Annotated in this window: 22 protein-coding genes; 8 read left to right on the forward strand and 14 right to left on the reverse strand. The window is 63.6% G+C overall.

Features of this window, described 5'->3' with window-relative positions; all coding sequences use genetic code 11:
• Positions 1–70: 70 nt before the first annotated feature.
• The 4 genes from LHAB_RS03395 to LHAB_RS03410 are packed head-to-tail and all read left to right on the forward strand — an operon-like array spanning position 71 to position 4,248.
• Positions 71–847, forward strand: coding sequence for a short-chain dehydrogenase/reductase (locus LHAB_RS03395; protein ID WP_090047604.1), 777 nt, complete (start codon positions 71–73; stop codon positions 845–847).
• Between the two features lie 7 nt (positions 848–854).
• Positions 855–2,012, forward strand: coding sequence for an acyl-CoA dehydrogenase family protein (locus LHAB_RS03400; RefSeq protein ID WP_090043984.1), 1,158 nt, complete (start codon positions 855–857; stop codon positions 2,010–2,012).
• Positions 2,013–2,026: 14 nt separating this feature from the next.
• Positions 2,027–2,827: an enoyl-CoA hydratase/isomerase family protein gene (locus LHAB_RS03405; protein WP_090043985.1), complete on the forward strand. Its 801-nt coding sequence runs from the start codon at positions 2,027–2,029 to the stop codon at positions 2,825–2,827.
• Positions 2,827–4,248, forward strand: a complete 1,422-nt coding sequence (locus LHAB_RS03410; RefSeq protein ID WP_090043986.1) for an MmgE/PrpD family protein — start codon at positions 2,827–2,829, stop codon at positions 4,246–4,248. The genes LHAB_RS03405 and LHAB_RS03410 overlap by 1 nt, the downstream gene beginning before the upstream one ends.
• Here LHAB_RS03410 and LHAB_RS03415 read toward each other — a convergent pair.
• The 6 genes from LHAB_RS03415 to LHAB_RS03440 form a co-directional block, all read right to left on the reverse strand.
• Positions 4,194–5,513 (reverse strand): amidase, encoded by a 1,320-nt coding sequence (locus LHAB_RS03415; RefSeq protein ID WP_090043987.1) that lies wholly within the window; start codon positions 5,511–5,513, stop codon positions 4,194–4,196. The genes LHAB_RS03410 and LHAB_RS03415 overlap by 55 nt on opposite strands.
• A 6-nt stretch (positions 5,514–5,519) precedes the next feature.
• Positions 5,520–6,428, reverse strand: a complete 909-nt coding sequence (locus LHAB_RS03420; RefSeq protein WP_090047606.1) for a DMT family transporter — start codon at positions 6,426–6,428, stop codon at positions 5,520–5,522.
• Positions 6,429–6,508: 80 nt separating this feature from the next.
• Positions 6,509–7,321, reverse strand: coding sequence for a uracil-DNA glycosylase (locus LHAB_RS03425; protein WP_090043988.1), 813 nt, complete (start codon positions 7,319–7,321; stop codon positions 6,509–6,511).
• Between the two features lie 7 nt (positions 7,322–7,328).
• Positions 7,329–7,826, reverse strand: coding sequence for a ribosomal protein S18-alanine N-acetyltransferase (gene rimI / locus LHAB_RS03430; protein ID WP_228763331.1), 498 nt, complete (start codon positions 7,824–7,826; stop codon positions 7,329–7,331).
• 8 nt (positions 7,827–7,834) lie between these two features.
• The gene (tsaB, locus tag LHAB_RS03435; RefSeq protein WP_090043989.1) at positions 7,835–8,635 is read right to left on the reverse strand and encodes a tRNA (adenosine(37)-N6)-threonylcarbamoyltransferase complex dimerization subunit type 1 TsaB; all 801 of its coding nucleotides are present in this window, start codon (positions 8,633–8,635) and stop codon (positions 7,835–7,837) included.
• Positions 8,632–9,615: a DMT family transporter gene (locus LHAB_RS03440; protein WP_090047610.1), complete on the reverse strand. Its 984-nt coding sequence runs from the start codon at positions 9,613–9,615 to the stop codon at positions 8,632–8,634. The genes tsaB and LHAB_RS03440 overlap by 4 nt, the downstream gene beginning before the upstream one ends.
• A gap of 78 nt (positions 9,616–9,693) precedes the next feature.
• Between LHAB_RS03440 and dacB the strand changes: the two genes are divergently transcribed.
• Both dacB and LHAB_RS03450 read left to right on the forward strand, forming a co-directional pair.
• Positions 9,694–11,301, forward strand: coding sequence for a D-alanyl-D-alanine carboxypeptidase/D-alanyl-D-alanine endopeptidase (gene dacB / locus LHAB_RS03445; protein WP_090043990.1), 1,608 nt, complete (start codon positions 9,694–9,696; stop codon positions 11,299–11,301).
• A 71-nt stretch (positions 11,302–11,372) separates the two neighbouring features.
• The gene (locus LHAB_RS03450; protein WP_090043991.1) at positions 11,373–11,627 is read left to right on the forward strand and encodes a SemiSWEET transporter; all 255 of its coding nucleotides are present in this window, start codon (positions 11,373–11,375) and stop codon (positions 11,625–11,627) included.
• A gap of 7 nt (positions 11,628–11,634) precedes the next feature.
• Here LHAB_RS03450 and LHAB_RS03455 read toward each other — a convergent pair whose 3' ends face one another.
• The 3 genes from LHAB_RS03455 to purE are packed head-to-tail and all read right to left on the reverse strand — an operon-like array spanning position 11,635 to position 14,347.
• Positions 11,635–12,651, reverse strand: a complete 1,017-nt coding sequence (locus LHAB_RS03455; protein WP_090043992.1) for an L-threonylcarbamoyladenylate synthase — start codon at positions 12,649–12,651, stop codon at positions 11,635–11,637.
• Between the two features lie 8 nt (positions 12,652–12,659).
• A complete protein-coding gene (locus LHAB_RS03460; protein ID WP_090043993.1) occupies positions 12,660–13,850 on the reverse strand; it encodes a 5-(carboxyamino)imidazole ribonucleotide synthase in 1,191 nt (396 codons plus the stop codon).
• Entirely contained in the window at positions 13,847–14,347 is a 501-nt protein-coding gene (gene purE / locus LHAB_RS03465) for a 5-(carboxyamino)imidazole ribonucleotide mutase (RefSeq protein ID WP_090043994.1), read from the reverse strand. The genes LHAB_RS03460 and purE overlap by 4 nt, the downstream gene beginning before the upstream one ends.
• Positions 14,348–14,428: 81 nt before the next feature.
• On the opposite strand from purE, the gene trxA reads away from it, so the two are divergent.
• Positions 14,429–15,382: a thioredoxin gene (trxA, locus tag LHAB_RS03470; protein ID WP_090043995.1), complete on the forward strand. Its 954-nt coding sequence runs from the start codon at positions 14,429–14,431 to the stop codon at positions 15,380–15,382.
• 57 nt (positions 15,383–15,439) lie between these two features.
• Here trxA and LHAB_RS03475 read toward each other — a convergent pair whose 3' ends face one another.
• The 4 genes from LHAB_RS03475 to pyk form a co-directional block, all read right to left on the reverse strand.
• Complete coding sequence (locus tag LHAB_RS03475) at positions 15,440–15,961, reverse strand: Mpo1 family 2-hydroxy fatty acid dioxygenase (RefSeq protein WP_090043996.1); 522 nt, start codon at positions 15,959–15,961, stop codon at positions 15,440–15,442.
• A gap of 162 nt (positions 15,962–16,123) precedes the next feature.
• Positions 16,124–17,032, reverse strand: coding sequence for a phosphoribosylaminoimidazolesuccinocarboxamide synthase (locus LHAB_RS03480; protein ID WP_090043997.1), 909 nt, complete (start codon positions 17,030–17,032; stop codon positions 16,124–16,126).
• A 74-nt stretch (positions 17,033–17,106) separates the two neighbouring features.
• Positions 17,107–18,171: a class II fructose-bisphosphate aldolase gene (gene fba, locus LHAB_RS03485; protein ID WP_090043998.1), complete on the reverse strand. Its 1,065-nt coding sequence runs from the start codon at positions 18,169–18,171 to the stop codon at positions 17,107–17,109.
• Positions 18,172–18,287: 116 nt separating this feature from the next.
• Positions 18,288–19,721, reverse strand: a complete 1,434-nt coding sequence (gene pyk, locus LHAB_RS03490) for a pyruvate kinase (protein ID WP_090043999.1) — start codon at positions 19,719–19,721, stop codon at positions 18,288–18,290.
• Between the two features lie 229 nt (positions 19,722–19,950).
• Between pyk and LHAB_RS03495 the strand changes: the two genes are divergently transcribed.
• Positions 19,951–21,066: a fatty acid desaturase gene (locus LHAB_RS03495; protein WP_090044000.1), complete on the forward strand. Its 1,116-nt coding sequence runs from the start codon at positions 19,951–19,953 to the stop codon at positions 21,064–21,066.
• A gap of 97 nt (positions 21,067–21,163) precedes the next feature.
• Here the strand turns inward: LHAB_RS03495 and LHAB_RS03500 are convergent, their stop codons facing one another.
• A complete protein-coding gene (locus LHAB_RS03500) occupies positions 21,164–22,357 on the reverse strand; it encodes a phosphoglycerate kinase (RefSeq protein ID WP_090044001.1) in 1,194 nt (397 codons plus the stop codon).
• Positions 22,358–22,421: the final 64 nt, after the last annotated feature.

Below are 22,421 nucleotides of genomic sequence, written 5' to 3' on the forward strand. Positions count from 1 at the left end.
AGCTCAAGTTTTGTCACGATTTTGAAACCCGGACCAGCCCTTGGGCTGGCACCATTTGCAGGCCCTTTGCATGAACCTCGAACTCGATCAAAAACAAGTCATCGTCACGGGTGGCTCCAAAGGCATTGGCCTGGCCATTGCGCTGAACTTTGCCCGTGAAGGCGCCAAGCCGGTGCTGGTGTCGCGCCAGCGCAGCAACCTGGACGCCGCTCTGGCAGCTTTTGCCAAAGAGGGCTTGCCTGCCCCCGCGATCGCGGAAATCGATTTGTCGCAACCCGGCTCGGACCGCGCTTTGTTCAACTTGTTCCCGTCTGCGGACATCCTGGTCAACAACGCCGGCGCCATTCCGGGCGGCAGCATCCACGACATCGCCGAAGACGCGTGGCGTGCGTCGTGGGAACTCAAGCTGTTCAGCTACATCAACCTCACACGCTTGTACCTGGGAGCGATGGAGTCACGCGGACAAGGCGTGATTTGCAACATCATCGGCATGGCCGGGGCTGCACCGCGCTACGAATACATTTGCGGCTCTGCGGCCAATGGCGCTTTGATATCGTTCACCCAAGGCATTGGCGCGGGCAGCGTGCGCAAGGGCGTGCGTGTGTTCGGCATCAACCCCTCCCCCACCCGCAGCGACCGCATCGAAGGCGTGCTCAAGCAGCAAGCGGCCAGCAAACTGGGCGATGCCTCGCGCTGGCTGGAGATGACCCAGAAATTGCCCTTTGGCCGTTTGGCCGAACCCGACGAAATCGCCCGACTGGCCGTCCATTGCTCGTCCCCCGTCTGCGGCTACCTCAGCGGCACGGTCTTGCACGTCGACGGCGGCCAACAATACGCACCCAACTGAAAACACCATGCACACAGAAAACAATTTCGAATCCCTGCGCGACGGCGTGCGCAGCGTGGTCTCCCAATTCGACTCGCGCTACTGGCAAGAGATCGACGAGGCCCGCGCATTTCCCGAAAAATTCGTTCAAGCCCTCACGGCGGCTGGCTGGCTGTCGGCCTTGATCCCCGAGGAATACGGTGGCTCCAACCTGAGCCTGGTGGAAGCCAGCGTGATCATGGAAGAGATCAACCGGGCTGGCGGCAACTCCGGCGCCTGCCATGGCCAGATGTATGTGATGGGTTGCGTGGTGCGCCACGGCTCGCAGGCCCAAAAAGAAGCCCTGCTGCCCAAGATTGCCAGCGGCGAGTTGCGCATGCAGTCGATGGCGGTGACCGAGCCCACCACCGGATCGGACACCACCCAGCTCAAGACCTTTGCCGAGCGCAAAGGCGACCGCTACATCGTGAACGGCCAAAAGGTCTGGACCTCGCGGCTGCAGCACTCAGACTACATGCTGCTGCTGGCGCGCACCACACCTTTGGCCGAGGTGAAGAAGAAATCCGAAGGCCTGTCGGTGTTTCTGGTGGACTTGCGCGAGGCCGTGGGCAAATCGATCACGGTGCGCCCCATCCGCAACATGGTCAACCACGAGACCAATGAAATCTTCATCGACAACCTAGAGATCCCGGTTGAAAACCGCATTGGCGAAGAAGGCAAAGGGCTCAAATACATCCTCGATGGCCTCAACGCCGAGCGCATCTTGATCGCTGCCGAGTGCATTGGCGACGGTTACTGGTTCGTGGACAAAGCCAAGGATTACGCCAACCAGCGCGTGGTGTTTGACCGACCGATCGCCAAGAACCAGGGCATCCAGTTCCCGATCGCCCGGGCCTTTGTCAACGTCGAAGCCGCCAGCCTGATGCGCTACGAAGCGGCCCGCCTGTTCGATGCCCAGCAGCCCTGTGGGGCCCAGGCCAACATGTCCAAACTGCTGGCCGCCGATGCCTCGTGGGAAGCGGCCAACGTCTGCCTGCAAACCCATGGCGGCTTTGGTTTTGCAGCCGAATACGACATCGAGCGCAAGTTCCGCGAAACCCGTCTGTACCAAGTGGCCCCGATCTCGACCAACCTCATCCTGTCGTATGTCGGCGAGCATGTCTTGGGCATGCCCAAATCCTATTGAAGGCGTTTGCACCCATGGCTCTTCCTGAAATCTGGGACACCTTGCAGCTGCAGATGCACGACGATGGCGTCTTGCAGGTCACCCTCAACCGCCCCGATGTCGGCAACGCGATCAACACCCGCATGGGTCAGGAGTTGCTCGACCTGTGGCTGCGCCTGACCGACGATGCACAAGGCGTGCGCTGTGTGGTGCTGACCGGCGCGGGTCCGAAAATTTTCTGCGCAGGCGGTGACCTGAAAGAGCGCAATGGCATGACGCGTGCGCAATGGACACACCAGCATGAGATTTTTGAACGTGTCTCTTGGGCCTTGGTGGATTTACCGCTGCCCGCGATCGCCGCGGTCAATGGCCATGCCTATGGCGGCGGTCTGGAGCTGGCCCTGTGTTGCGATTTCATTTACGCCAGCACCAGCGCACGCTTTGCCTTGCCCGAGGTCACGCTGGGCATCATGCCCGGCATGGGCGGCACGCAAAACTTGCCCCGCGCCATCGGTGATCGCCGCGCCAAGGAGCTCATCATGACGGGCCAAGCCTTCAATGCCCAGCAGGCGTTGGAATGGGGCTTGCTCAACCAAGCCATCGAGCCCGAACAGCTCTTGGGCCAAGCCCTGAGCACGGCGAAAACCCTGGCACGCAATGCCCCACTGTCGGTGCGGCAAGTCAAGAAATCCATCCGCTACGGCAGCCAGATGGAATTGCGCACGGCTTACCGGTTTGAAATCGAGGCCTACAACCAGCTCGTGGACACCGAAGACCGGCGCGAAGGTGTGTTGGCCTTCAACGAAAAAAGACCGCCCCGCTTCAAGGGACAGTGATGCGCCTCGCCACCCCAACGCCCTGGAGCGAATGGCTGGTGGCCGCGTTGCGCAGACCTGTGCACCGGTCTGACCGTGAGCGTGCTGCCCTGCACCTGATCGACTGGCTGGGCTGCGCGCACCTGGGACAGACCACCGAGCTGGGTGCGGTGTTGCGGCAATGGGCGAAGGTGCAAGCGCCCGGCCCCATTTGGGTGTGCGGTCACCCGGGCTTGCAGGCCGCAGAAGCGGCCCGCTGGCATGGCACCTTGGGCAGCAGCCACGAAATGGACGATGTACACCGCGAAGCCGTGGTGCACCCGGGCGACACCGTCATCCCTGCCGTGCTGGCCATGGCCCAGCGCGAAAATGCCAGCCCCGAAGCCTTGCTCGATGCGGTGGTGGTCGGCTACGAAACCGCCATCGTGCTCGGGCTGCTCAGCGGGCCGGCCCACTACGCCCAGTGGTACAGCACCGCCACCACTGGTGTCTTTGCCAGCGCCATGGCCTGCGCCCGCTTGCTCAAGCTCGACGCCACTCAGACGCAACACGCCCTGGCCTTGGCCGGCATGCAGTCTGCGGGCGTCTGGCAATGCCGACTGGAGCCAGGCCTGGCCAAGCAGATGGCGGCTGGCCACAGCGCCCAAGCGGGCCTGGTGGCCGCCGACATGGCGGCAGCGGGCATGACCGGCCCCTTGTCCATCCTGGAAGGCCCACTGGGTTGGCTGAAGGCCACTGGCGGCAATCTGGACGCAGCGCGGGCGCAAGCCCTTTTACAAACCCCAGTCGAGCACGCCTGGCGTGTGCACGAAGTCAGCTTCAAGCCCTGGCCCGCCTGCAGGCATGTGCACCCCGCCATCGAGTGTGCGCTGCAGCTGCATGCCCAAGGGATAGTCCCCGATCAGATCGCCAGCATGCGCTTGGAAACCTATGGCGTCGCCCTGTCGTTTGCAGACCAGCCCCATCCTCAAACGGCTTTGCAAGGCAAGTTCAGCTTGCAGCATGGCGTGGCGTGGAGCCTGCGCCATGGCGGCTTCGGGCTGGAGGCCACCGGGCCAGCGGCTCTGGCAGACCCGGCTTGCGCCGCGCTGCGCGAACGCGTGACTGTGGCCTGTGGGCAGGAGCAAGACCGGGCATACCCGCAAAGCTTTGGCGCACGGCTGCACCTGCAAATGGCCAACGGCAGCCAACACAGCAGCGAAGTGGTCAACGTGTTGGGCGATCCGGAAAACCCCTTGAGCCCTGAACAGGTGAGGGCCAAAGCGGCCCAGTTGCTGCAAGCCAGCGGCTGGGCGGTTGCGCAGGCCGAGCAACTCATCGTGCTGGTTGGGGCGCTGCCGCAAGCCAAGGCCTTAGGGCCTTTGTGGGACAGCCTGCAAGCCGGGCCTCAGTCCCAGAAGGTGTCGAGCGCACAGGCCAGCGAAAGCAAGCGCTCGTCCTGACCGGGCGCGGCCAGCAACTGGCACGACACCGGCAAACCTTCGGTCGGGCAAGGAAAGGACAAAGCGGGCGCGCCCAGCATATTGGCCAGGCACGCCCAATCGGCCTGGCTGGCGGGTGCGGCGTTGGTGTGGGCAAAAGCGGTGTGCGGCGTGGTGGGCAAGAGCAGGACATCGATGTCTGCGAACACTGCGCCGGCCTGCGCACGCAAGCCGTCGATGGCAGCCTGACTGGCTTGCCGTTTTTCAGGGCCCAACCGGGCGCCGTAATGCAGCATTTTTTGCAGGCCGGCACTCAAACCGGGCAGCTCAGGGCCCAAAGCGTTCAGCCAGTAATCCGCCCCCTCCCACTCGCTCATGAGCAAGGCGTGCAAGCGGTTTCGGGCGGGCGACCAATCGGGGAAGTGCACGGTTTGCACCTGCGCACCCAGCGTCTGCAGACGCTGCTGCGTGGCCTGCCAGGCTTGGTGCACAGTCGGGGCCATGTCCACCTCGTGGGTTTGCGGCAGGATGCCCACGCGCAAACCGCGCCACACGCTGGCCTGCGCAACGGGTGCCAAGCGGATGCCCAAGAGGCAAGCCATCGTTTGCGCGAGGTCGTGGCCACTGCGCGCCAATGGGCCCGCCACATCCAGCGTGGGGCTCAGGGGCACGATACCGTCCATGGGGATGCGCGTGCGCGTGGGGATCATGCCCATCACGCCGCAGTAAGCGGCCGGAATGCGGACCGAGCCCATGGTGTCGGTGCCCATGGCGATGGTGCACAGGTGATCGGCCACGGCAGCGGCCGAGCCACCGCTGGAGCCGCCCGGCGTGTGCCCCTCGCGCAAGGGGTTGATGCAGCGGCCATACACCGGGTTGTCGGTGGTGGCCCCCAAGGCGGCTTCGTGCATGTTGAGTTTGCCCAGCAGCACCATGCCGGCATCGCGCAGTCGCTGGTAAACGGGCGCATCGTGTTCAGGCATGCGCTGTGCGTAGGCCGCTGTGCCTGCCGTGCAGGGCATACCGACCACATCGATGTTGTCTTTGAGGGCCATCACCACCCCATCGAGCGGCCCCAGCGGCTGCCCGCCGGCCAATCGCTTGGCACTGGCCTGGGCCTGTTGCAAGGCCAGCTCTTCGCACACGTGCACAAAGGCCTGCAGTGCCGGGTTGCGCTGCGCGATGCGTGCCAAGTGCGCACGGGTCACGGCCACAGGGTCGGTGAGGCCTTGCGCATAAGCCTGCTGCAAAGCGGCCGAATTCAAAAGGGTCAGGTCCTGGTGCATGGTCAGTCAGGTGTCGGCCGCTTGTCGGGCCGGTGCAGGGGGGGTGCTGGCGGGCCACAGCACAGAAGCAATGGCCAGCACGATCAGCACGATGGCGGCCCAGTCTTGCCAATGCAAGGCTTCGTTGAGGAAGTAGGCCCCGCTGAACACGCCCAGCACTGGAATGAACATCACACTCAGCGTGGAGGCCAGCGGCGGCAAATTGCGCGCCAGCGAGAGCCAGGCCGCTTGGGCAAACACAAACACGCCAAAGGCGTTGTACACGATGGCGACCCAGGCCATCTGAGGCGGTGGCCCCCAATGGTCACGCTCAAATGCAAAGGCCAGAACACTCATGAGCACGCTGCTCATGCAGGTCATCCAGAACACCAAGGCCAATGTCGGCGCCTGGATGCGGGTGTGGCGGATTTGCTGCGTGCCCAAACCCCAAAAAGCGGCCGCCACCAGCCCCAGCACCACGCCCAGCGGTTTGCCCGAGATGGCGCTCAATTCATGCCAGAGCAACAGCACCACCCCCAAAGCCGCACACCCCACCCCGAACCAGCCCCGCCAGCGCAGCGCTGCCCCGTACCAAAACACACCGATCATGGCGGAAAAAATCGGCATGGTGTAACCCAGGATGGCAGAGCGGCCACTCGAGAGGCTTTGCACCGCCAGCATGATCAGCATGTGCCAGACCAGCATGTTGGTGGTGGCGAGCATGAAGAGCTCTTTCCAGTCGGCCCTCGGAATCCTGAAGGGGACTTTTTTGACATACAGCACGAGCGCCAGAAAGGGCAGCCCCATCCACATGCTCAAACTGCGAAAAGACAAAGGCGGGAAGTGGTTCACGCCCAACTTGAGCATGGGCCAGTTGAAACCCCAGACCAAAGTCAGCGTGATCAGCAGCGTGATTTGTTGTCGGCTCAGGGTCATGAAGGCCATGGTAGCGCAGGCCCATGGCCTTCGCTGACCAGGCGGCGACAAGCCCCTCGCCTGCGGGCAGCGCGCTGAGCTTACGAGCCGCGCACCACGCTCATCGCCATCACCAGATCGGCCCAGGCTTTGGCCTTGTCGGGCAAGTTGCGCAGCAGTATGTCGGGGTGATAAGTCGCCACCACAGGCACGCCTTGGTAACTGTGGACTTGGCCACGCAATTTGCCCAGCGGCTCGGTCGACTGCAGCACCGCCTGAATGGCAAACCTGCCCATCAACACAATGACTTTGGGCTTGACGAGGGCCACCTGCCGCGCCAAATACGGCTCGCACGTGGCCAATTCTTGCGGGCTGGGGTTGCGGCTGCCGGGCAGTGGGCACTTCAAGCTGCTGGTGATGTAAACACCCCTTTCGCCTTTCGCCTCACGGCTCAAACCTACTGCTTTGAGCATGTTGTCGAGCAGTTGCTTGGATGGACCGACAAAAGCCTCACCATGCTGGCCGTCGGCTTCGACAGGCGGGTCACCAATGACCAACCAATCGGCTTGCACATCCCCCACACCCAACACGGCCTGCTGGCGATTCGCGCACAAATCACAGGCCCGGCAACTGGCCACGGTGGCTTGCAAGGCGGCCCAGTCCATCTGGTCCACGCCCTCGGCCAGGGGCTGACCCACCCGGGCAAGGGCCGGTGTGGGGGCTGGGGCCGCAGGACGCGAGACGGGCAACGCTGCGGGCGCAGTTACCGCAAGGGCCACCTCCGGCGCTGCAGCAAGGGCCTGAACCTCGGGCTGTTCCTCGGCGGTGCGCTGCGGCCACCACACGCGCACGCCCATCTCGGCCAGCATGGCGCGTTGGCGGTCGTCCAGGTCGAATCGGGTGGGGTCGCTCATGTTGGGCTCACAGTTTCAAACTCATCACCACCGCATGCTCACGCTGCTGGCGGCCTGCAGGATAGTAATCCTTGCGGATGCTGACTTGCTTGAAGCCGTAGCGCTCGTAGACTTTCTGTGCTCGCAGATTGCTTTGCCGCACCTCCAGCCACAACCATTGCGCCCCTGCATGGCGAGACATGAGCGACAAAGCGTCCAGCATCATGTGCCCCCAGCCTTGCCCCTGGTGCGCAGGGGCCACGGTGATGTTGAGCAAATGCATCTCTTCAAAGCCGCGCATGGCCAAAAAGTAGCCGAGCAATTCGCCATCGAGCCACAGGCACTGGGCATCAAACAAGGGGTTGAGCGAGTCCCGAAAATTGCCCGATGTCCAAGGGTGGCTGTAGGCGGTTTGCTCGATGGCCATGACCGCGTCCAAGTTGTCCTGTGTCATGGGGGCCAGCGTGACACGGTTGCGTGTGGCCTCCGAAGGCTGCGGGCGTGTGGACAACTTGTCAGCGCTCATGACCGCACTCATGGCTGCGCCGTGGCCTTGGCCAAAGCAGACTGGGCCTGCAGGGCTTGTGCCTTCATGGCGTCGCGCTCGGCGGTGGTGTTGGCCACTTTGTCGCGGATATAGAGCGGCATGGCTTGTTCGGCCGGCACCGCCAAACCCTGCGCCCACAAGGCCGGGGCCAGGCGCAGCAAAGCGGCAGCGGTGGGCAGGGCCTCGCAGCGCAAACCACCGGACACCCCCTGCAACAAACGATCGCCGTAAGCGGCAAAGGCATTGCCCGCCTGCAACACCATGCGGCCCTCGGGCATCTGCAATTTTTCAGGGGCACCCACCTGCAAGGGTGCGGCTTCCTGCCAAAGCCCGTGGCTTGCCCCCGGCACGGGCTGCCAGTGGTAAACGGCGCTGTAGACCTCGTCCATGCGGGCATCCAAAAGCGCCAGCACAGAGAGCGCGGTATCGGGCGCGAGAGCCCCCGCTTGCACTTGCGACCAGCGTGCCTCTTCGGCCACGGCCAGCAGGGTGTCAACAGGCAACACCGGCAGATCGACCCCAAAGGCCAAGCCTTGCGCCACAGCGCAGGCCGTGCGCAAGCCGGTGAATGAGCCCGGGCCCCGGCCGAACACGATGGCGTCGAGCGAGGCCAGCGGCATGCCGGCCTCGTCCAGCAAGGCCAGCACCGCCGGGATCAAACCGCTGGAAGCCTGTGCGCCACCGGGCAGGGTTTGGCTCCAGACCTGCTGGCCGCGTGCCACGGCCAAAGACAGCACATCGGTGCTGGTGTCAAAGGCCAGCCAACGTCGCTCAGCGCTGCCGCTCATGGCCGACCTCCAGGTGGGGACGACAGGGGAGCGACCTCGGGCTTTTTGACCTGCCGCACGCCAAACAAAATGCCGCCTGTGACCAGCGCCAGCCCGGCCAGCAAATTCCAATGCATGGGCTCGCCCAGAAACCACACCGCACCCAAAGCAGACAGGCCCGGCACCAGGGCCGTGATCATGGTCGACCGCACCGGGCCGTAGTGGCGCACCATCTGGGTGAAGGTGATGCCCGAGATGACCACCGAGCCCATGCCCTGGAACACGGCCTGGAACAGGACCTCGGTCCAAGGCACCTGCATCAAATGAGTAGGCAACAGCCCCAGGCCAATCAAAGTGAGGTACACGGGCACAAAACTGACAAACGCAAACGCGGTGATGGCCATGGTGGCTCGCACCGCGTCCAGCCCATGCCGGCGCACCGTGATGCTGTAACCCGCCCAACAGCAAGCGGCGGTCATGAACAGCAAATCGCCCTTCCAAACTTCGCCGCCGTCAAAAGCCATGAGCAAGCTGGCTCCGCCCACCAGCACATCGCCCAGCACAATGAAACCCAGCCCCAGTGTGCGGGCCGATGACACTTGCTCACGCAAGACCAGCCAGGCCAGCAAGGTGGTCCACAAGGGCAAGCTGCCGGGCAAGAGCACCGAAGCATGGGAGGCCGGCGCAAAAAAGAAGCCTGTGTAAGCCAGTACGGCGTAAAGCAAGCCCCCCAACAAGCCGGCCTGCACGGTTGGGGCCAAGGGCAAAGGCGACAATCCGCCCAAAGAGCCCACTTTCTGCCCGGCCTGGCGAGCGGAGCGCATCAGCCACCAAGCCCAAGGCAACAAGATGCTGCTGGCCCCGAGAACGCGGGCCAGCGCGATGTCCAGGGGCAGCAAGCCCCGTGACGCCGAAGCCCGCGCAATGACAATGAAACCGGTCCAGATGAGCACCGTGATGACCGCCGAAGCCAGACCCACGGTTTTTGAAGAAAATCGCATGGCCCGAATCATACGGGGCCACAGTGCAAGCTTGTCCTTTGCCGCCGGATCTTCGCCTGTGCCCGTTAGACTTGCGCGATGTCCGCTTCCCGCGCCAGGCGCCCATTTTTGTTCACACTCGCCCACGCCGCCAGTGCAGCGCTGGCCCTGAGCAGCGCGCTGGTCTGGCCGGCCAGCGCCCAAAGCAGTGCACAAAACAGCCGCCTCACCCACACCGAGGGGGACCAGCAAACCCCTGGTGGCCGCGCCCACGCTGCGCTGCCCCGGCAGGTCCTGCAAACCCTGCAAAAGGCCCAAGTTCCCCCCTCGGCCCTGAGCGTGCTCATCGCCCCCCTGCCCAATGGCCCAGGGTCTGGAAAAGCCTTGCCACGGCATTTGTCACACCATGCGCAAGCCAGTGTCAACCCGGCCTCGGTCATGAAACTGTTCACCACCTACGCCGGCTTGAGCCTGCTGGGGCCGGATCACGTCTGGCGCAACCGGGTGTACACCGACGGGCCTGTGCGCGATGGCGTGCTGCAGGGCAACTTGGTCGTGCGCGGCAGCGGCGACCCCAAGCTGGTGGTCGAGCGCCTGCAGGAATTGCTGAACCAAGTGCGATCAGCGGGTGTGCGCGAGGTGCGCGGGGACATCGTGCTCGACCGCAGCGTGTTCGACGTGCGCGAACGCAGTGAGCCCTTTGATGACGAACCCCTGCGGCCCTACAACGCGGGCCCCGACGGGCTGCTGCTCAACTTCAAGGCGGTGGTCTACAAGTTCACGCCCGACGCCGCCAGCGGCCTGGTGCAGGTGCGCTTTGAGCCACCGCTGGCGGGTTTTTCCGCCCCCACGCAATTGCCGCTGACACAGGCCCCTTGCAGCGACTGGCGTCGCCAGCTCCAAGCCGACTTCAGCCAGCCCCAGCAAGTGCGCTTTACAGGACGCTACCCCGCCAGCTGCGGTGAGCGCGAATGGCCGGTGGCCTACCCCGAGCCCGAAGCCTATGCGCCCCGCGTCATGCAGGCCCTGTGGCAAGAAGGGGGCGGGAAGCTCACGGGACAGGTGCGCTACGGCCCCCGCCCTGCATCGGCTCGGCTGCTGCTGGAAGCGCCCTCCTTGCCCTTGTCCGAGATCATCCAAGACATCAACAAATTCTCGAACAACGTGATGGCGCAGCAGCTGTACCTGACGCTGTCGAGCGAAATGGGCGCACCCGGGCGCTTTGAGGCCTCGCGCTTGCGCCTGTCGCAATGGTGGCGTCAAGGCTTTGCCGGTCACGCTGAGCCGGTGCTGGACAACGGCTCGGGGCTGTCACGCCATGAGCGCAGCACCGCGCAGGCCCTCACCGCTTTGCTGCAGGCCGCCCACGCCAGCCCGCACGCCCGGCACTTTGTCGACTCGCTGGCCATTGCCGGGGTGGACGGCACCGCCGCCCGCCTCAAAGACCGCAGCCCGCAGTCGCCCGTGATCGGCCATGCCTGGCTCAAGACAGGATCGCTGCGCGATGTGGCCTCGGTGGCCGGTTATGTGCAGGGCCAAAGCGGCCAGCGCTACACCCTGGTGGCCGTGCTGCACCACCCCAACGCCCACCAGGCCCGGGCCGCGCTCGACCAGCTGCTGGAATGGACGGTGCGCGACACCGCGCCACCTGCCCAAAAAGAACAACCGGACCGTGCCAGACATGGCGCACTTCGTTCCTCGCGATGACGGCTTTTTTGTCAGTACGAGGCCAGCTTCGCCATCCATGAGCGCCTAAAGCCCCTCCCCCAAAGCACACCATGAACCTCATCGACTGGGTTGGCTCTTTGGCCGCCATCCTGACCACCACCAGCTTCATCCCGCAAGCCTGGCAGACTTTTCGCACGCGTGACGTGAGCGGCATCTCATTGGGCATGTACAGCCTCTTCACCGTGGGCGTGGCCCTGTGGCTGGTCTATGGCATCTTGATGGTGGCTTGGCCCATCATCATCGCCAACGCCATCACCACCAGCCTGGCGCTGATGATTTTGGTGATGAAGTTGCGTTACCGCTGAAGCCGCGTCAAGCCGCAGCCCGCTCAAGTCGGTCGCGCACGCCTTCCCACTCGGGCGTGTCGGGCGGCAGCTGCACCCAGATTTGCGTCACGCCCCGGGCGTCCAGGTCGCGCAAGACACTGAACAAATCGTGCGCGGCTTGCTCGGCTGTGCTGGCTTGCTCACGCCACAACACGCCTGCACCCGCGCCTGCACCCATGACGGGGTCGCTGGCAGGGCGCTCGGCCGACCAGACCCCCAGATTGTTGGCGTGCGGCCCCAGGGCCTGCAGTTTGGCCGCGATGTCTGGCGCCGACAGGAGGCGCACCTTGGCGCGCGGAGCGTAATGCGACGCCAGCGTGCCCGAGGCGCGGGGCGCGGGCTGACCCAGTGCCGCTTGCGGCGCGTCTTTACCCAGCACGGCGCGGCCGCAAGCCGCTTCAATTTGCGCCCGCGTGATGTGTCCGGGTCGCAGCAAAACGGGCTCGCCCCGGGTGCAGTCGATGATGGTGGACTCGATGCCGACAGCGCATTCACCACCGTCCAAAATCAACAATTCAGGGCCCAACTCGGACTGCACATGTGCCGCGGTGGTGGGACTCACGCGGCCAAAGCGGTTGGCGCTGGGGGCCGAGACGCCCAGCACGCCCAACGGCAAACAAGCTTGCAACAAAGCTTGCGCCACCGGGTGCGAGGGGCAGCGCAGCCCGATCGAGTCTTGTCCGCCCGCCGAAGCCGTGGCCACGCCGCTGCGGCGCGGCAGGATCAAGGTGAGGGGGCCAGGCCAAAAAGCCTGCATCAAACGCTGCGCAAACTCGGGCACCTGCACCGCAAACAAAGGCACCTGGTCCTGACTGGCCACATGCACGATCAGCGGGTGGTCGGCAGGGCGGCCTTTGGCCGCAAAAATTTGCGCCACCGCCGCATCGTCGTTGGCGTTGGCCGCCAGGCCATACACGGTCTCGGTGGGCAGGCCAAGCAACTGACCGTCACGCAAAGCTTGCGCAGACTGCGCGATGGCGGCGTGCGAGGCACTCAGGATCATGGTGGTCTTTAAAACGCTTCGATACCGAGCAAAACGGCCGCCTGCAAGGCCGTGGCACGCACGGCCTCAGGGCTGGCAGCCGTGATGTTCAGGTGGCCCATCTTGCGGCCGGGGCGGGCCGACAACTTGCCGTACAGGTGCAAGTGCGTGCCAGGCAGCGCCAGCACCTGCGCCCAAGCGGGGCTGGTCGGGCCTTTGCTGGTGGTGCTGACTTCGGGCCACAGATCGCCCAGCAGGTTGAGCATGATGGCGCTCGAATGCTGGCGCGGCTGCGTCAGCGGCAAGCCCGCCAGCGTGCGCACCTGCAGCTCAAACTGGGACTGATCGCAGGCATCCAGGGTGTAGTGGCCGCTGTTGTGCGGACGCGGCGCCATCTCGTTGACCACCAGCTGGCCACCTTCGAGGAGGAAAAACTCCACGCACAGCACGCCCACGTAATTCAAACCCTCGGCAATTGCGCGGGTGGCGGCCACGGCTTGGGCGGCCACGTCGGCGGGCACAGCGCCGTCGTACACGCTGGTCACGGCCAGAATGCCGTCGCGGTGCAGGTTCAGTTGCACCGGAAAATTCACCAGCTGGCCGTCGGCCCCCCGCGCCACGATGACCGAACACTCGGCCTTCAGGGGCAGCATTTTTTCGAGCACGCAGGGCACGTTTTTCAATTGGGCCCAGTCCGCAGCCAGTGCCTCGCGGGTCTGGACACGGATCTGGCCCTTGCCGTCGTAGCCCATGCGCGAGGTCTTCAAGATGCCCGGCAGCAAATCGTCGCCCACAGCCGCCAGTTGCGCGGCGGTCTCGATCACGGCGTGCGGCGCGACCGGCACCCCGCAGCGCACAAAGTGGGCCTTTTCGGCAGCGCGGTCTTGCGCAATCGCAACCGACTCGGACGCCGGGGCCACCGGGCGGTGGGCGCCCAGGGTCAACAGTGCAGGGGCAGGCACGTTTTCAAATTCGGTGGTGATGGCCGCGCAGCGCTGCATCAACTGCGCCAGCCCTTGCTCGTCCAGGTAATCGGTCTGGATGTGGTGGTGGCTCACCCGTCCGGCGGGGCTGGCCGCATCGGGGTCGAGGACGGCGGTGAAATAGCCCATGGCCTGCGCCGCGTGCACGAACATGCGGCCCAGCTGGCCACCCCCCATCACGCCCAGCGTGGCCATCTGGCCATTGACCATGGACCCGGGCAAGATGGCGCGGCTCATGCAGCACCCACGGGTGGGAGTTTCATGGCGCGCGCAGCCGCCGTTTGCTCGGCGCGGAAGGCTTCGAGTTTTTGGCGCAGCGCCGCATCCTGGTTGGCCAGCATGGCCACCGCAAACAAAGCGGCATTGGCCGCGCCCGCTGCGCCAATGGCAAAGGTGGCCACGGGCACGCCCTTGGGCATTTGCACAATGCTGTGCAGCGAATCGACACCCGACAGCGCCTGGGTTTGCACCGGCACACCCAGCACCGGCACCACGGTTTTGGCCGCGATCATGCCCGGCAGGTGGGCCGCGCCGCCCGCGCCTGCGATGATGGCCTGCAAGCCCCGCTCGGCCGCGCTTTGTGCATAGGCAAACATATCGTCCGGCATTCTGTGGGCCGAAACCACGCGGGCGTCGTGGGGGATGCCAAACTGTTGGAGAATCTGGACTGCGTGCTGCATGGTGTCCCAGTCGGAGCTGGAACCCATGACGACGCCGATGAGCGCTTGAGTCATTGGGTGCTTTTCGTGATCAATGTCGAATTTTAAGGTTTCGCCCCAGCCGGAGCCGAAACACAACCCGGAACACTGCCCGCCATGATGGACGTCACGATACAAAATTTTGAAGCCGAGGTGATTGAAGCCTCCATGACCACGCCCGTGTTGGTGGATTTTTGGGCACCTTGGTGCGGTCCTTGCAAATCGTTGGGCCCGGTGCTCGAAAAAGTCGAAACCGCTTACGAAGGCCGCTTCAAACTGGTCAAGATCAACTCAGACGAAGAGCAGCAACTGGCCCAGGCCTTTGGCATCAAGAGCATCCCGACCTGCGTTTTGCTCAAAAACGGTCAGCCGGTCGATGGCTTCATGGGCGCTTTGCCCGAAGGCCAGGTCAAGCAGTTCCTGGACAAACACCTGCCCGCCGCCGAGGAACTGCAGGCCCAAGCTGCCGCCCAAGAAGCCCAAGAGCACCTGCAAGCGGGTGACGCCCAAAGTGCCCGCGCCGCTTTGGAGCAAGCCCTGGCCACCGATCCCGGCAACGACGACGCCCGCTTCGATTTGGTCAAACTGTTGATCGGTGAGGGCGAGCTGGCCGAAGCCGCCGCCTTGCTGGCCCCGGCCATGGCCCGCATCCCGGTGCCGCTGCGTTTTGAGGCGCAGACCCAATGGCTCAACGCGCTGGAGTTTGTGACCCAGGACCCGCGTGGTCAGTGGGAATTGGCCCAGTTTGACGAATTGATTGGCCAGAACAAGCGCGATTTCGAAACCCGCTTTGCCAAAAGCCGCCTCTTGATCGCCGTGGGCCAATGGGAAGCGGCCATGGACGAGTTGCTGGAGATCATCATGCGCGACAAGAAATGGGACGACGAAGCCCCGCGCAAAACCTTTGTGGCCCTGCTCGAGCTGATGACGCCGCCCAAACCCAAAACGCAAGACGGCACGGGCAAATCGGCCGGTGGCATCGAGTTGATGGGCAAAGCCGCTGTGCAGGAAGACCCGTTGCTGGCCATGATTTCGAGCTACCGCCGCAAGTTGAGCATGGCGCTCAACTGAAAAGGCGCATGGGCGCTGGCCGGCTCAGTGCCGGCTCAGCGCTGGCGCGGTGCCGAATCAGTGGGTCGGTCCCGCCTGTCGCTCGATGTCCCGGCGCATTTTTTGCAGCAAGCCCAGCGCCATGAGCACCTCACCCACCACAAACATGGGGCCCACCAGCAAGCCCACCACATCGTCCACAAAAGCGGGTTTGCGGCCTTCAAAGTAATGCCCAATGAACTGGATGGCCCAGCCGAGCACGAACAGGCCAAGGCCGGCCTGCCACACCGTCAGGCCCCAAACCGCTGACCAAGCAGGCACTTGGTGGGCGGCCGCGATCAAGGCCCCATTGACCAGGGAGGTCGCCAAACCCAACAACAGATCCCCCCGCGTCAGGTACCACAGGCTGGTCAAGGCCCAAGCACACCAAGCCAGCGTCAGCGCGTGGCCCATGACTTCCCACGACGGGGCCAGGAGCAAGACGCCGATCGACATGAAGATGAGGGGAATGCCCAACAGATGGGTGACGATGTTGCGGCGATCGCGGTGGTAATGGGCGTACTGCACCATCAAAGGGGTGGCCGATCGGAAAAGGTTCATGCAGTGCTCCGGTGGGTGCTGGCGCCTGAATGGCCCACAGGCTCACCCTACCCACTCAACGACAGGAAAGCCTGCATTTTGGCGCGCTTTGCGGGTGCGTCAAGGGTATTTGCGAGCACTGGGCAGTGGCCCCTCGCGGCTTGCAGCGGCCAAAGCGGCCGCTCAACCCAGCAGGCGCTGCATCGCTTCTTGGTATTTGGCCGAGGTTTTCTCGATGACCTCGCGCGGCAGCCGAGGCGCAGGTGGCGTCTTGTCCCAGGGCTTGCCGTTGACCAAGGCCGTTTCAAGCCAGTCGCGCAGAAACTGCTTGTCATAACTGGGCGGGTTAGCGCCCTCGGCATAGCTGGCAGCCGGCCAGTAACGCGAAGAATCGGGCGTGAGCACCTCGTCCATCAGCACCAAAGTGCCATCGGCGTCCAGGCCAAATTCGAACTTGGTGTCGGCAATGAGGATGCCTTTGGCCGCAGCGATGTCGCGCGCCGCTTTGTACAGCCGGATGCTGATGTCGCGGATGCGGGTGGCCAGGTCGGCACCGATCATGGCCACGGTTTGCTCGAAAGTGATGTTTTCGTCGTGCTCGCCCACGGCGGCTTTGGCCGCCGGGGTGTAAATCGGCTCGGGCAAGAGGCTCGCGTTTTTCAGGCCGGCGGGCAACTGGACACCGCACACGGCCTGGTTGTCTTGGTATTCCTTCCAGCCGCTGCCGGCCAGATAGCCGCGCACCACGGCCTCGACCGGGATGGGCTGGAGGCGCTTGACCAGCATGGAGCGGCCCTGCACCTGTGGCACTTCATCGGCCGACACCACGCTCTCGGGGGCCTCGCCCGTCAGGTGGATTGGGCAGATGTTCAAACCCTTGGGGCCGAGCTGGTCAAACCAGAACAGCGCCATTTGCGTGAGCAGCACGCCTTTGCCCGGAATGGGCTCGCCCATGATCACGTCAAAGGCGCTGATGCGGTCAGACGCCACCATCAAAATCCGGTCCTCACCCACCGCGTAGTTGTCACGCACCTTGCCTCGCGCCAGCAGGGGCAAGGAAGTCAGGGCCGAGGTGTGGAGGGCAGAGGTCATGGCAAAACAGTCAAGCAACAAATAAAAAGGCCCGTTGAACAGTCAACGGGCCATTCGGGTCAATTATCGCAGGCTCAGTTCACGACTTGCGCCAATTCGCCCCGCGCATAGCGGGCGGCCACCACCTGCAGGTTGTCGCCCTTGATCTTGGGGGCCTGGCCTTCGCAGCCGAACTCCAGGTAGCGCTGCTTGCAGATTTGCTTGGCCGCTTCGCGGGCGGGCTTGAGCCATTCGCGGGCGTCGAACTTGTCAGGGTTTTCAAACAGGAACTTGCGGCAAGCAGCGGTCATCGCCAGGCGGATGTCGGTGTCGATGTTGATCTTGCGCACACCGTGCTTGATGGCCTCCTGGATTTCCTCGACCGGCACGCCGTAGGTTTCCTTCATCTTGCCGCCGTACTGGTTGATCATGGCCAACAGCTCTTGCGGCACGCTGGACGAGCCGTGCATCACCAAGTGGGTGTTGGGGATGCGCTGGTGGATTTCCTTGACACGGCTGATGGCCAAGATGTCGCCTGTGGGCTTGCGGCTGAACTTGTAAGCACCGTGGCTGGTGCCAATGGCAATGGCCAGCGCGTCCAGGCCGGTGGCTTTCACGAACTGCGCGGCCTCTTCGGGGTCGGTCAGCATCTGGCTGTGGTCCAGCTTGCCTTCGGCGCCAATGCCGTCTTCCTCACCGGCTTCGCCGGTTTCGAGGTTGCCCAGGCAACCGAGTTCGCCTTCAACCGACACGCCCAACAAGTGGGCCATGTCCACCACGCGGCGGGTCACGTCCACGTTGTAGGCAAAGTCGGCAGGCGTTTTGCCGTCTTCGAGCAAAGAGCCGTCCATCATCACGGACGAAAAACCCAGCCCGATCGCGCCCTGGCAAACCGCCGGGCTTTGACCGTGGTCCTGGTGCATCACCAACGGGATGTGCGGCCACTGCTCGGTGGCGGCTTGGATCAGGTGCTTGATGAAAGCCTCACCGGCGTATTTGCGCGCTCCCGCGCTGGCTTGCAGGATGACCGGGGCACCGACCTCGTCGGCCGCGGTCATGACCGCCTGAACCTGCTCCAGGTTGTTGACGTTGAAAGCTGGAATGCCGTAGCCGTTGACGGCCGCGTGGTCCAGCAGTTCGCGCATGGAAACGAGTGCCATGGTGAGAGTCCCCAGAAAGTTAAAAATTCGGCAAATCGGGCATGTACCCGACGTGTCACTGCCCGAATTTTACAGTCCGGGGTCTGACAAGGGGCTGAGCAGCGCCCCTGCGGCGCTCAGGCCACTCGGCAAATTTTGAGCATGTTGGTGCCGCCGGGTGAGCCCATGGGCTCGCCACAGGTGATGGCGTACACATCGCCCGCGCCCACAATGCCCCGTTTTTTCAGGTGCGCCTCGGCTTCCGCCAAAGCCGTGTCGCGGTCGGCGCTGGTGTCCATCAAGAGCGGCCGCACATTGCGGAACAGCGCCATCTTGCGCTGCGAACTGAGTTTGGTGGTCAGGGCGTAAATCGGGATGTGCACACGGTGGCGGCTCATCCACAAGGCGGTGGAGCCCGACTCGGTCATGGCCACGATGGCTTTGGCCCCCAAATGGTGGGCCGTGAACAAAGCGCCCATGGCGATCGACTGGTCGATGCGGCTGAACGACTGCCCCCGGAAGTCGGCATCGAGCTGCACGTCTTCGGCGTTTTCGGCCGCCTCGCAAATTTTGGCCATTTCTTCCACGGTTTCCAGCGGGTATTTGCCCGCGGCGGTCTCGGCGCTCAGCATCACGGCGTCGGTACCGTCCAGCACGGCGTTGGCCACGTCCGACACCTCGGCGCGGGTGGGCACCGGGTTGGTGATCATGCTCTCCATCATCTGGGTGGCGGTGATGACCACCTTGTCATGCACCTTGGCCAGCTTGATCATGCGTTTTTGCAAGGCGGGCACGGCGGCGTTGCCCACCTCCACGGCCAAATCGCCCCGGGCGACCATGATGCCGTCGCTGGCTTTGAGGATGGCTTCGAGGTGCGGAATGGCCTCGGCGCGTTCGATCTTGGCGATCAGGCCGGGTTTGTGGCCGTATTCGGCACCGGCCACATTGCACAGCTGGCGGGCCATTTCCATATCGGTCGCGTTTTTGGGGAAGCTCACCGCCACATAGTCGGCTTTGAGGCTCATGGCGGTTTTGATGTCGTCCATGTCCTTGGCGGTCAAGGCCGGGGCGGTGAGGCCGCCGCCTTGCTTGTTGATGCCCTTGTTGTTGGACAGCTCGCCGCCGAGCTTGACGGTGGTGTGCACCTGTTCGCCCTTGACCGCGTTGACGGTGAGCACGATCAGGCCATCATTGAGCAGCAACACATCGCCGGCTTTCACGTCGCGGGGCAGCTCTTTGTAATCCAGGCCCACGCCTTGCAGATCGCCGGGTTCGGTGCGCGAGGCGTCCAGCACAAACGGTGCGCCGGGCTCGAGCATGACTTTGCCCTCGGCAAACTTGCCCACGCGGATCTTGGGGCCCTGCAGATCGGCCATGATGGCGACTTCGCGGCCAGCGCGTTGCGAGGCTTCGCGCACCAAACGGGCGCGGTCCACGTGGTCCTGGGCCTTGCCGTGGCTGAAGTTCAGGCGCACCACATTGACGCCCGCACGGATCATGGCTTCGAGCAAAGCTGGGTCACTGGAAGCAGGGCCTAAGGTGGCAACAATCTTGGTGGCGCGACGGGGCATTCGGACATCTCCATGTAATTTGGTTTCAATTCTCACACGAAAACAGTTACATAACGGGTTCTTTCCAACGGGTCCCACGAGAAGCAAGACCCTCGCCCCCCGCGTGTGGCCCGCCAAGCCGAAGGCATACACCATCTTCCCCCTGCCATGACCCTGAATTGATCCTTGTCAGCCCATGGAAACCCTCTGGCGACTAAACTCTGCTTTGAGCGATTCAATTTCAAGCGCCATGACCGCACTACACACACCCACCAACTCGGCCCCCATCACACCGGACCAGCCTTTGCCGCACCGCAAGACCTTGCGCGAGTGGCTGATTCCCCTGTCCGAGCGCAGCACCTTCCGCGCCTTTGTGCTGCTGATCACGGACTACGCCCTGTTCTTGGCGCTGATTGCCGGCACCATCGCCCTGGACGCCATGTGGGCCAAAGTGTTGTGCGCGTTGGCCGCAGGTTTCGTGATCGGCCGCCTGTTCATCATCGGCCATGACGCCTGCCACCAGAGCCTGACGCCCCACCGTGAACTCAACAAGGTGCTGGGCCGCATCGCGTTTTTGCCCTCGCTCACACCCTACAGCCTGTGGGACACCGGCCACAACGTGGTGCACCACGGTTACACCAACCTCAAGGGCGTAGACTTCGTCTGGACCCCTCTGACGGCCGCCGAGTTTGAGGCCCTCAGCCCCATGCAAAAGCTGCTCGAGCGTGCTTACCGCAGCGGCTGGGCGCCGGGCCTGTATTACATGATCGAGATCTGGTGGAAGCGCGAGTTCTTCCCCAACAAAACCCACATGCCCACCCGCCGTCCTATCTTTTTCAAGGACAGCCTGCTGGTGAGCCTGTTTGGCGTTTTCTGGATCGCCACCATCGCAGCGGCTGCCGTGTACACCGGCCAGTCGGTCTGGTTGTCGCTTTTGCTGGGTTTTGTGGTGCCCTTTTTCTTCTGGAACACCATGATCGGCTTTGTGGTCTATGTCCACCACACCCATGTGAAGGTGTCTTGGCACGACAACAAGGCCGCCTGGACCAAAGCGGCGCCCTTCGTTTCGACCACCGTACACCTGACTTTCCCCTTCAACATCGGCGCCCTGATGCACCACATCATGGAGCACACCGCCCACCACGTGGACATGAGCGTGCCTTTGTACCGCCTGAAGAAAGCCCAGGCCAAGCTCGAAGAAATGCTGCCCGGGCGCATCATCGTTCAGCCCTTCTCGTGGAAGTGGTATTTCGAAACCGCCAAAAACTGCAAGATGTACGATTTCACACGCGAATGCTGGACCGACTTCAAGGGCAACATGACCAGCCCAGTGCGTGGCAACCTGCCGCCGGCCACGCCAGCCTGATCGGGTCTTTTCCCCAAACAAAAAACCCCGCCATGCGGGGTTTTTTTGTGGGGTGATCCATCGCAATCGGCGTCTCGCGCCCAGACAAAGCGTCCAATCAGCCCGCGGCGCGCTTCATCAAAATCTCGAACGCAGGCAAAGTCTTGCCTTCCAGAATTTCCAAGAACGCGCCACCGCCGGTCGAGATGTAGCCCACCTGCTTTTCGATGCCGTATTTGGCAATCGCCGCCAGCGTGTCGCCGCCACCCGCGATGCTGAACGCGTCGGACTCGGCAATCGCCTGGGCGATCACTTGGGTGCCGTTTTCAAAGGCCGCAAACTCAAAAACGCCCACCGGGCCGTTCCACACGATGGTGCCCGCCTGCTTGAGCTGGGCGGCGAGTTTGGCCGCCGTCTCCGGGCCAATGTCCAGGATCATGTCGTCATCGGCCACCTCGGTGGCTTTTTTCACGGTGGCCACCGCGTCGGCAGCAAAAGTCTTGGCCACCACCACGTCGGTCGGGATGGGCACTTCGGCGCCACGCGCCTTCATGGCCTCGATCACGGCTTTGGCCTCGCCCACCAAATCGGCTTCGGCCAGGCTTTTGCCGATCTTCAGGCCCGCTGCCAGCATGAAGGTGTTGGCAATGCCGCCACCCACGATCAGCTGGTCGACGTTTTGCGACAGGCTCTTGAGGATGGTCAGCTTGGTGCTGACCTTGGAGCCGGCCACGATGGCCGCCAGCGGGCGCTTCGGGTTGGCCAGGGCCTTGCCAATGGCGTCGATCTCGGCGGCCAGCAAGGGGCCCGCACAAGCGATGGGCGCGAACTGGGCGATGCCATACGTCGTGCCTTCGGCGCGGTGGGCGGTGCCAAAGGCGTCGTTCACATAGATATCGCACAGCTGGGCCATCTTGCGGGCGAGCGCTTCGTTGTTTTTCTTCTCGCCTTGGTTAACGCGGCAGTTTTCGAGCAGCACGACCTGGCCGGTAGCCAGGGTGACACCATCGACCCAGTTGGCGAGCAAGGGCACATCACGGCCGAGCAGCTCGCCCAAGCGTTTGGCCACCGGCGCCAAAGAGTCTTCGGGCTTGAACGCGCCCTCGGTGGGGCGACCCAAGTGGCTGGTCACCATCACGGCAGCGCCTGCGTCCAGCGCCATTTGAATGCAGGGCACGCTGGCGCGGATGCGGGTGTCTTCGGTGATGCTGCCGTCATCGGCCTGCGGCACGTTCAGGTCGGCGCGGATGAAAACGCGTTGGCCAGCGACTTGGCCCTTGGCACACAGATCAGAAAAACGGATGACGTTCATGAGGGACTTGTCCTGTATCGGGAAATTGGGCTCGATTTTAAAAGCAGTGGCCGGGCACCCCTTC

Origin of the sequence: Limnohabitans sp. 2KL-27 (assembly GCF_001269345.1) — a bacterium.
Classification (GTDB): domain Bacteria; phylum Pseudomonadota; class Gammaproteobacteria; order Burkholderiales; family Burkholderiaceae_C; genus Limnohabitans_A.

Bases quoted from the DNA above. Each gene is read 5' to 3' on its own strand.
- LHAB_RS03500 (WP_090044001.1), bottom strand. From the start codon at position 22,357: ATGAACGTCATCCGTTTTTCTGATCTGTGTGCCAAGGGCCAAGTCGCT.
- rimI (WP_228763331.1), bottom strand. From the start codon at position 7,826: ATGAGCGCTGACAAGTTGTCCACACGCCCGCAGCCTTCGGAGGCCACA.
- LHAB_RS03455 (WP_090043992.1), bottom strand. From the start codon at position 12,651: ATGATCCTGAGTGCCTCGCACGCCGCCATCGCGCAGTCTGCGCAAGCT.
- LHAB_RS03425 (WP_090043988.1), bottom strand. From the start codon at position 7,321: ATGAGCGACCCCACCCGATTCGACCTGGACGACCGCCAACGCGCCATG.
- LHAB_RS03415 (WP_090043987.1), bottom strand. From the start codon at position 5,513: ATGCACCAGGACCTGACCCTTTTGAATTCGGCCGCTTTGCAGCAGGCT.
- fba (WP_090043998.1), bottom strand. From the start codon at position 18,171: ATGGCACTCGTTTCCATGCGCGAACTGCTGGACCACGCGGCCGTCAAC.
- pyk (WP_090043999.1), bottom strand. From the start codon at position 19,721: ATGCCCCGTCGCGCCACCAAGATTGTTGCCACCTTAGGCCCTGCTTCC.
- LHAB_RS03460 (WP_090043993.1), bottom strand. From the start codon at position 13,850: ATGAGCCGCGCCATCTTGCCCGGGTCCATGGTCAATGGCCAGATGGCC.
- LHAB_RS03410 (WP_090043986.1), top strand. From the start codon at position 2,827: ATGCGCCTCGCCACCCCAACGCCCTGGAGCGAATGGCTGGTGGCCGCG.
- LHAB_RS03405 (WP_090043985.1), top strand. From the start codon at position 2,027: ATGGCTCTTCCTGAAATCTGGGACACCTTGCAGCTGCAGATGCACGAC.
- LHAB_RS03420 (WP_090047606.1), bottom strand. From the start codon at position 6,428: ATGACCCTGAGCCGACAACAAATCACGCTGCTGATCACGCTGACTTTG.
- LHAB_RS03440 (WP_090047610.1), bottom strand. From the start codon at position 9,615: ATGCGATTTTCTTCAAAAACCGTGGGTCTGGCTTCGGCGGTCATCACG.
- LHAB_RS03395 (WP_090047604.1), top strand. From the start codon at position 71: ATGAACCTCGAACTCGATCAAAAACAAGTCATCGTCACGGGTGGCTCC.
- LHAB_RS03450 (WP_090043991.1), top strand. From the start codon at position 11,373: ATGAACCTCATCGACTGGGTTGGCTCTTTGGCCGCCATCCTGACCACC.
- LHAB_RS03475 (WP_090043996.1), bottom strand. From the start codon at position 15,961: ATGAACCTTTTCCGATCGGCCACCCCTTTGATGGTGCAGTACGCCCAT.
- LHAB_RS03400 (WP_090043984.1), top strand. From the start codon at position 855: ATGCACACAGAAAACAATTTCGAATCCCTGCGCGACGGCGTGCGCAGC.
- trxA (WP_090043995.1), top strand. From the start codon at position 14,429: ATGATGGACGTCACGATACAAAATTTTGAAGCCGAGGTGATTGAAGCC.
- LHAB_RS03495 (WP_090044000.1), top strand. From the start codon at position 19,951: ATGACCGCACTACACACACCCACCAACTCGGCCCCCATCACACCGGAC.
- purE (WP_090043994.1), bottom strand. From the start codon at position 14,347: ATGACTCAAGCGCTCATCGGCGTCGTCATGGGTTCCAGCTCCGACTGG.
- LHAB_RS03480 (WP_090043997.1), bottom strand. From the start codon at position 17,032: ATGACCTCTGCCCTCCACACCTCGGCCCTGACTTCCTTGCCCCTGCTG.
- tsaB (WP_090043989.1), bottom strand. From the start codon at position 8,635: ATGAGCGGCAGCGCTGAGCGACGTTGGCTGGCCTTTGACACCAGCACC.
- dacB (WP_090043990.1), top strand. From the start codon at position 9,694: ATGTCCGCTTCCCGCGCCAGGCGCCCATTTTTGTTCACACTCGCCCAC.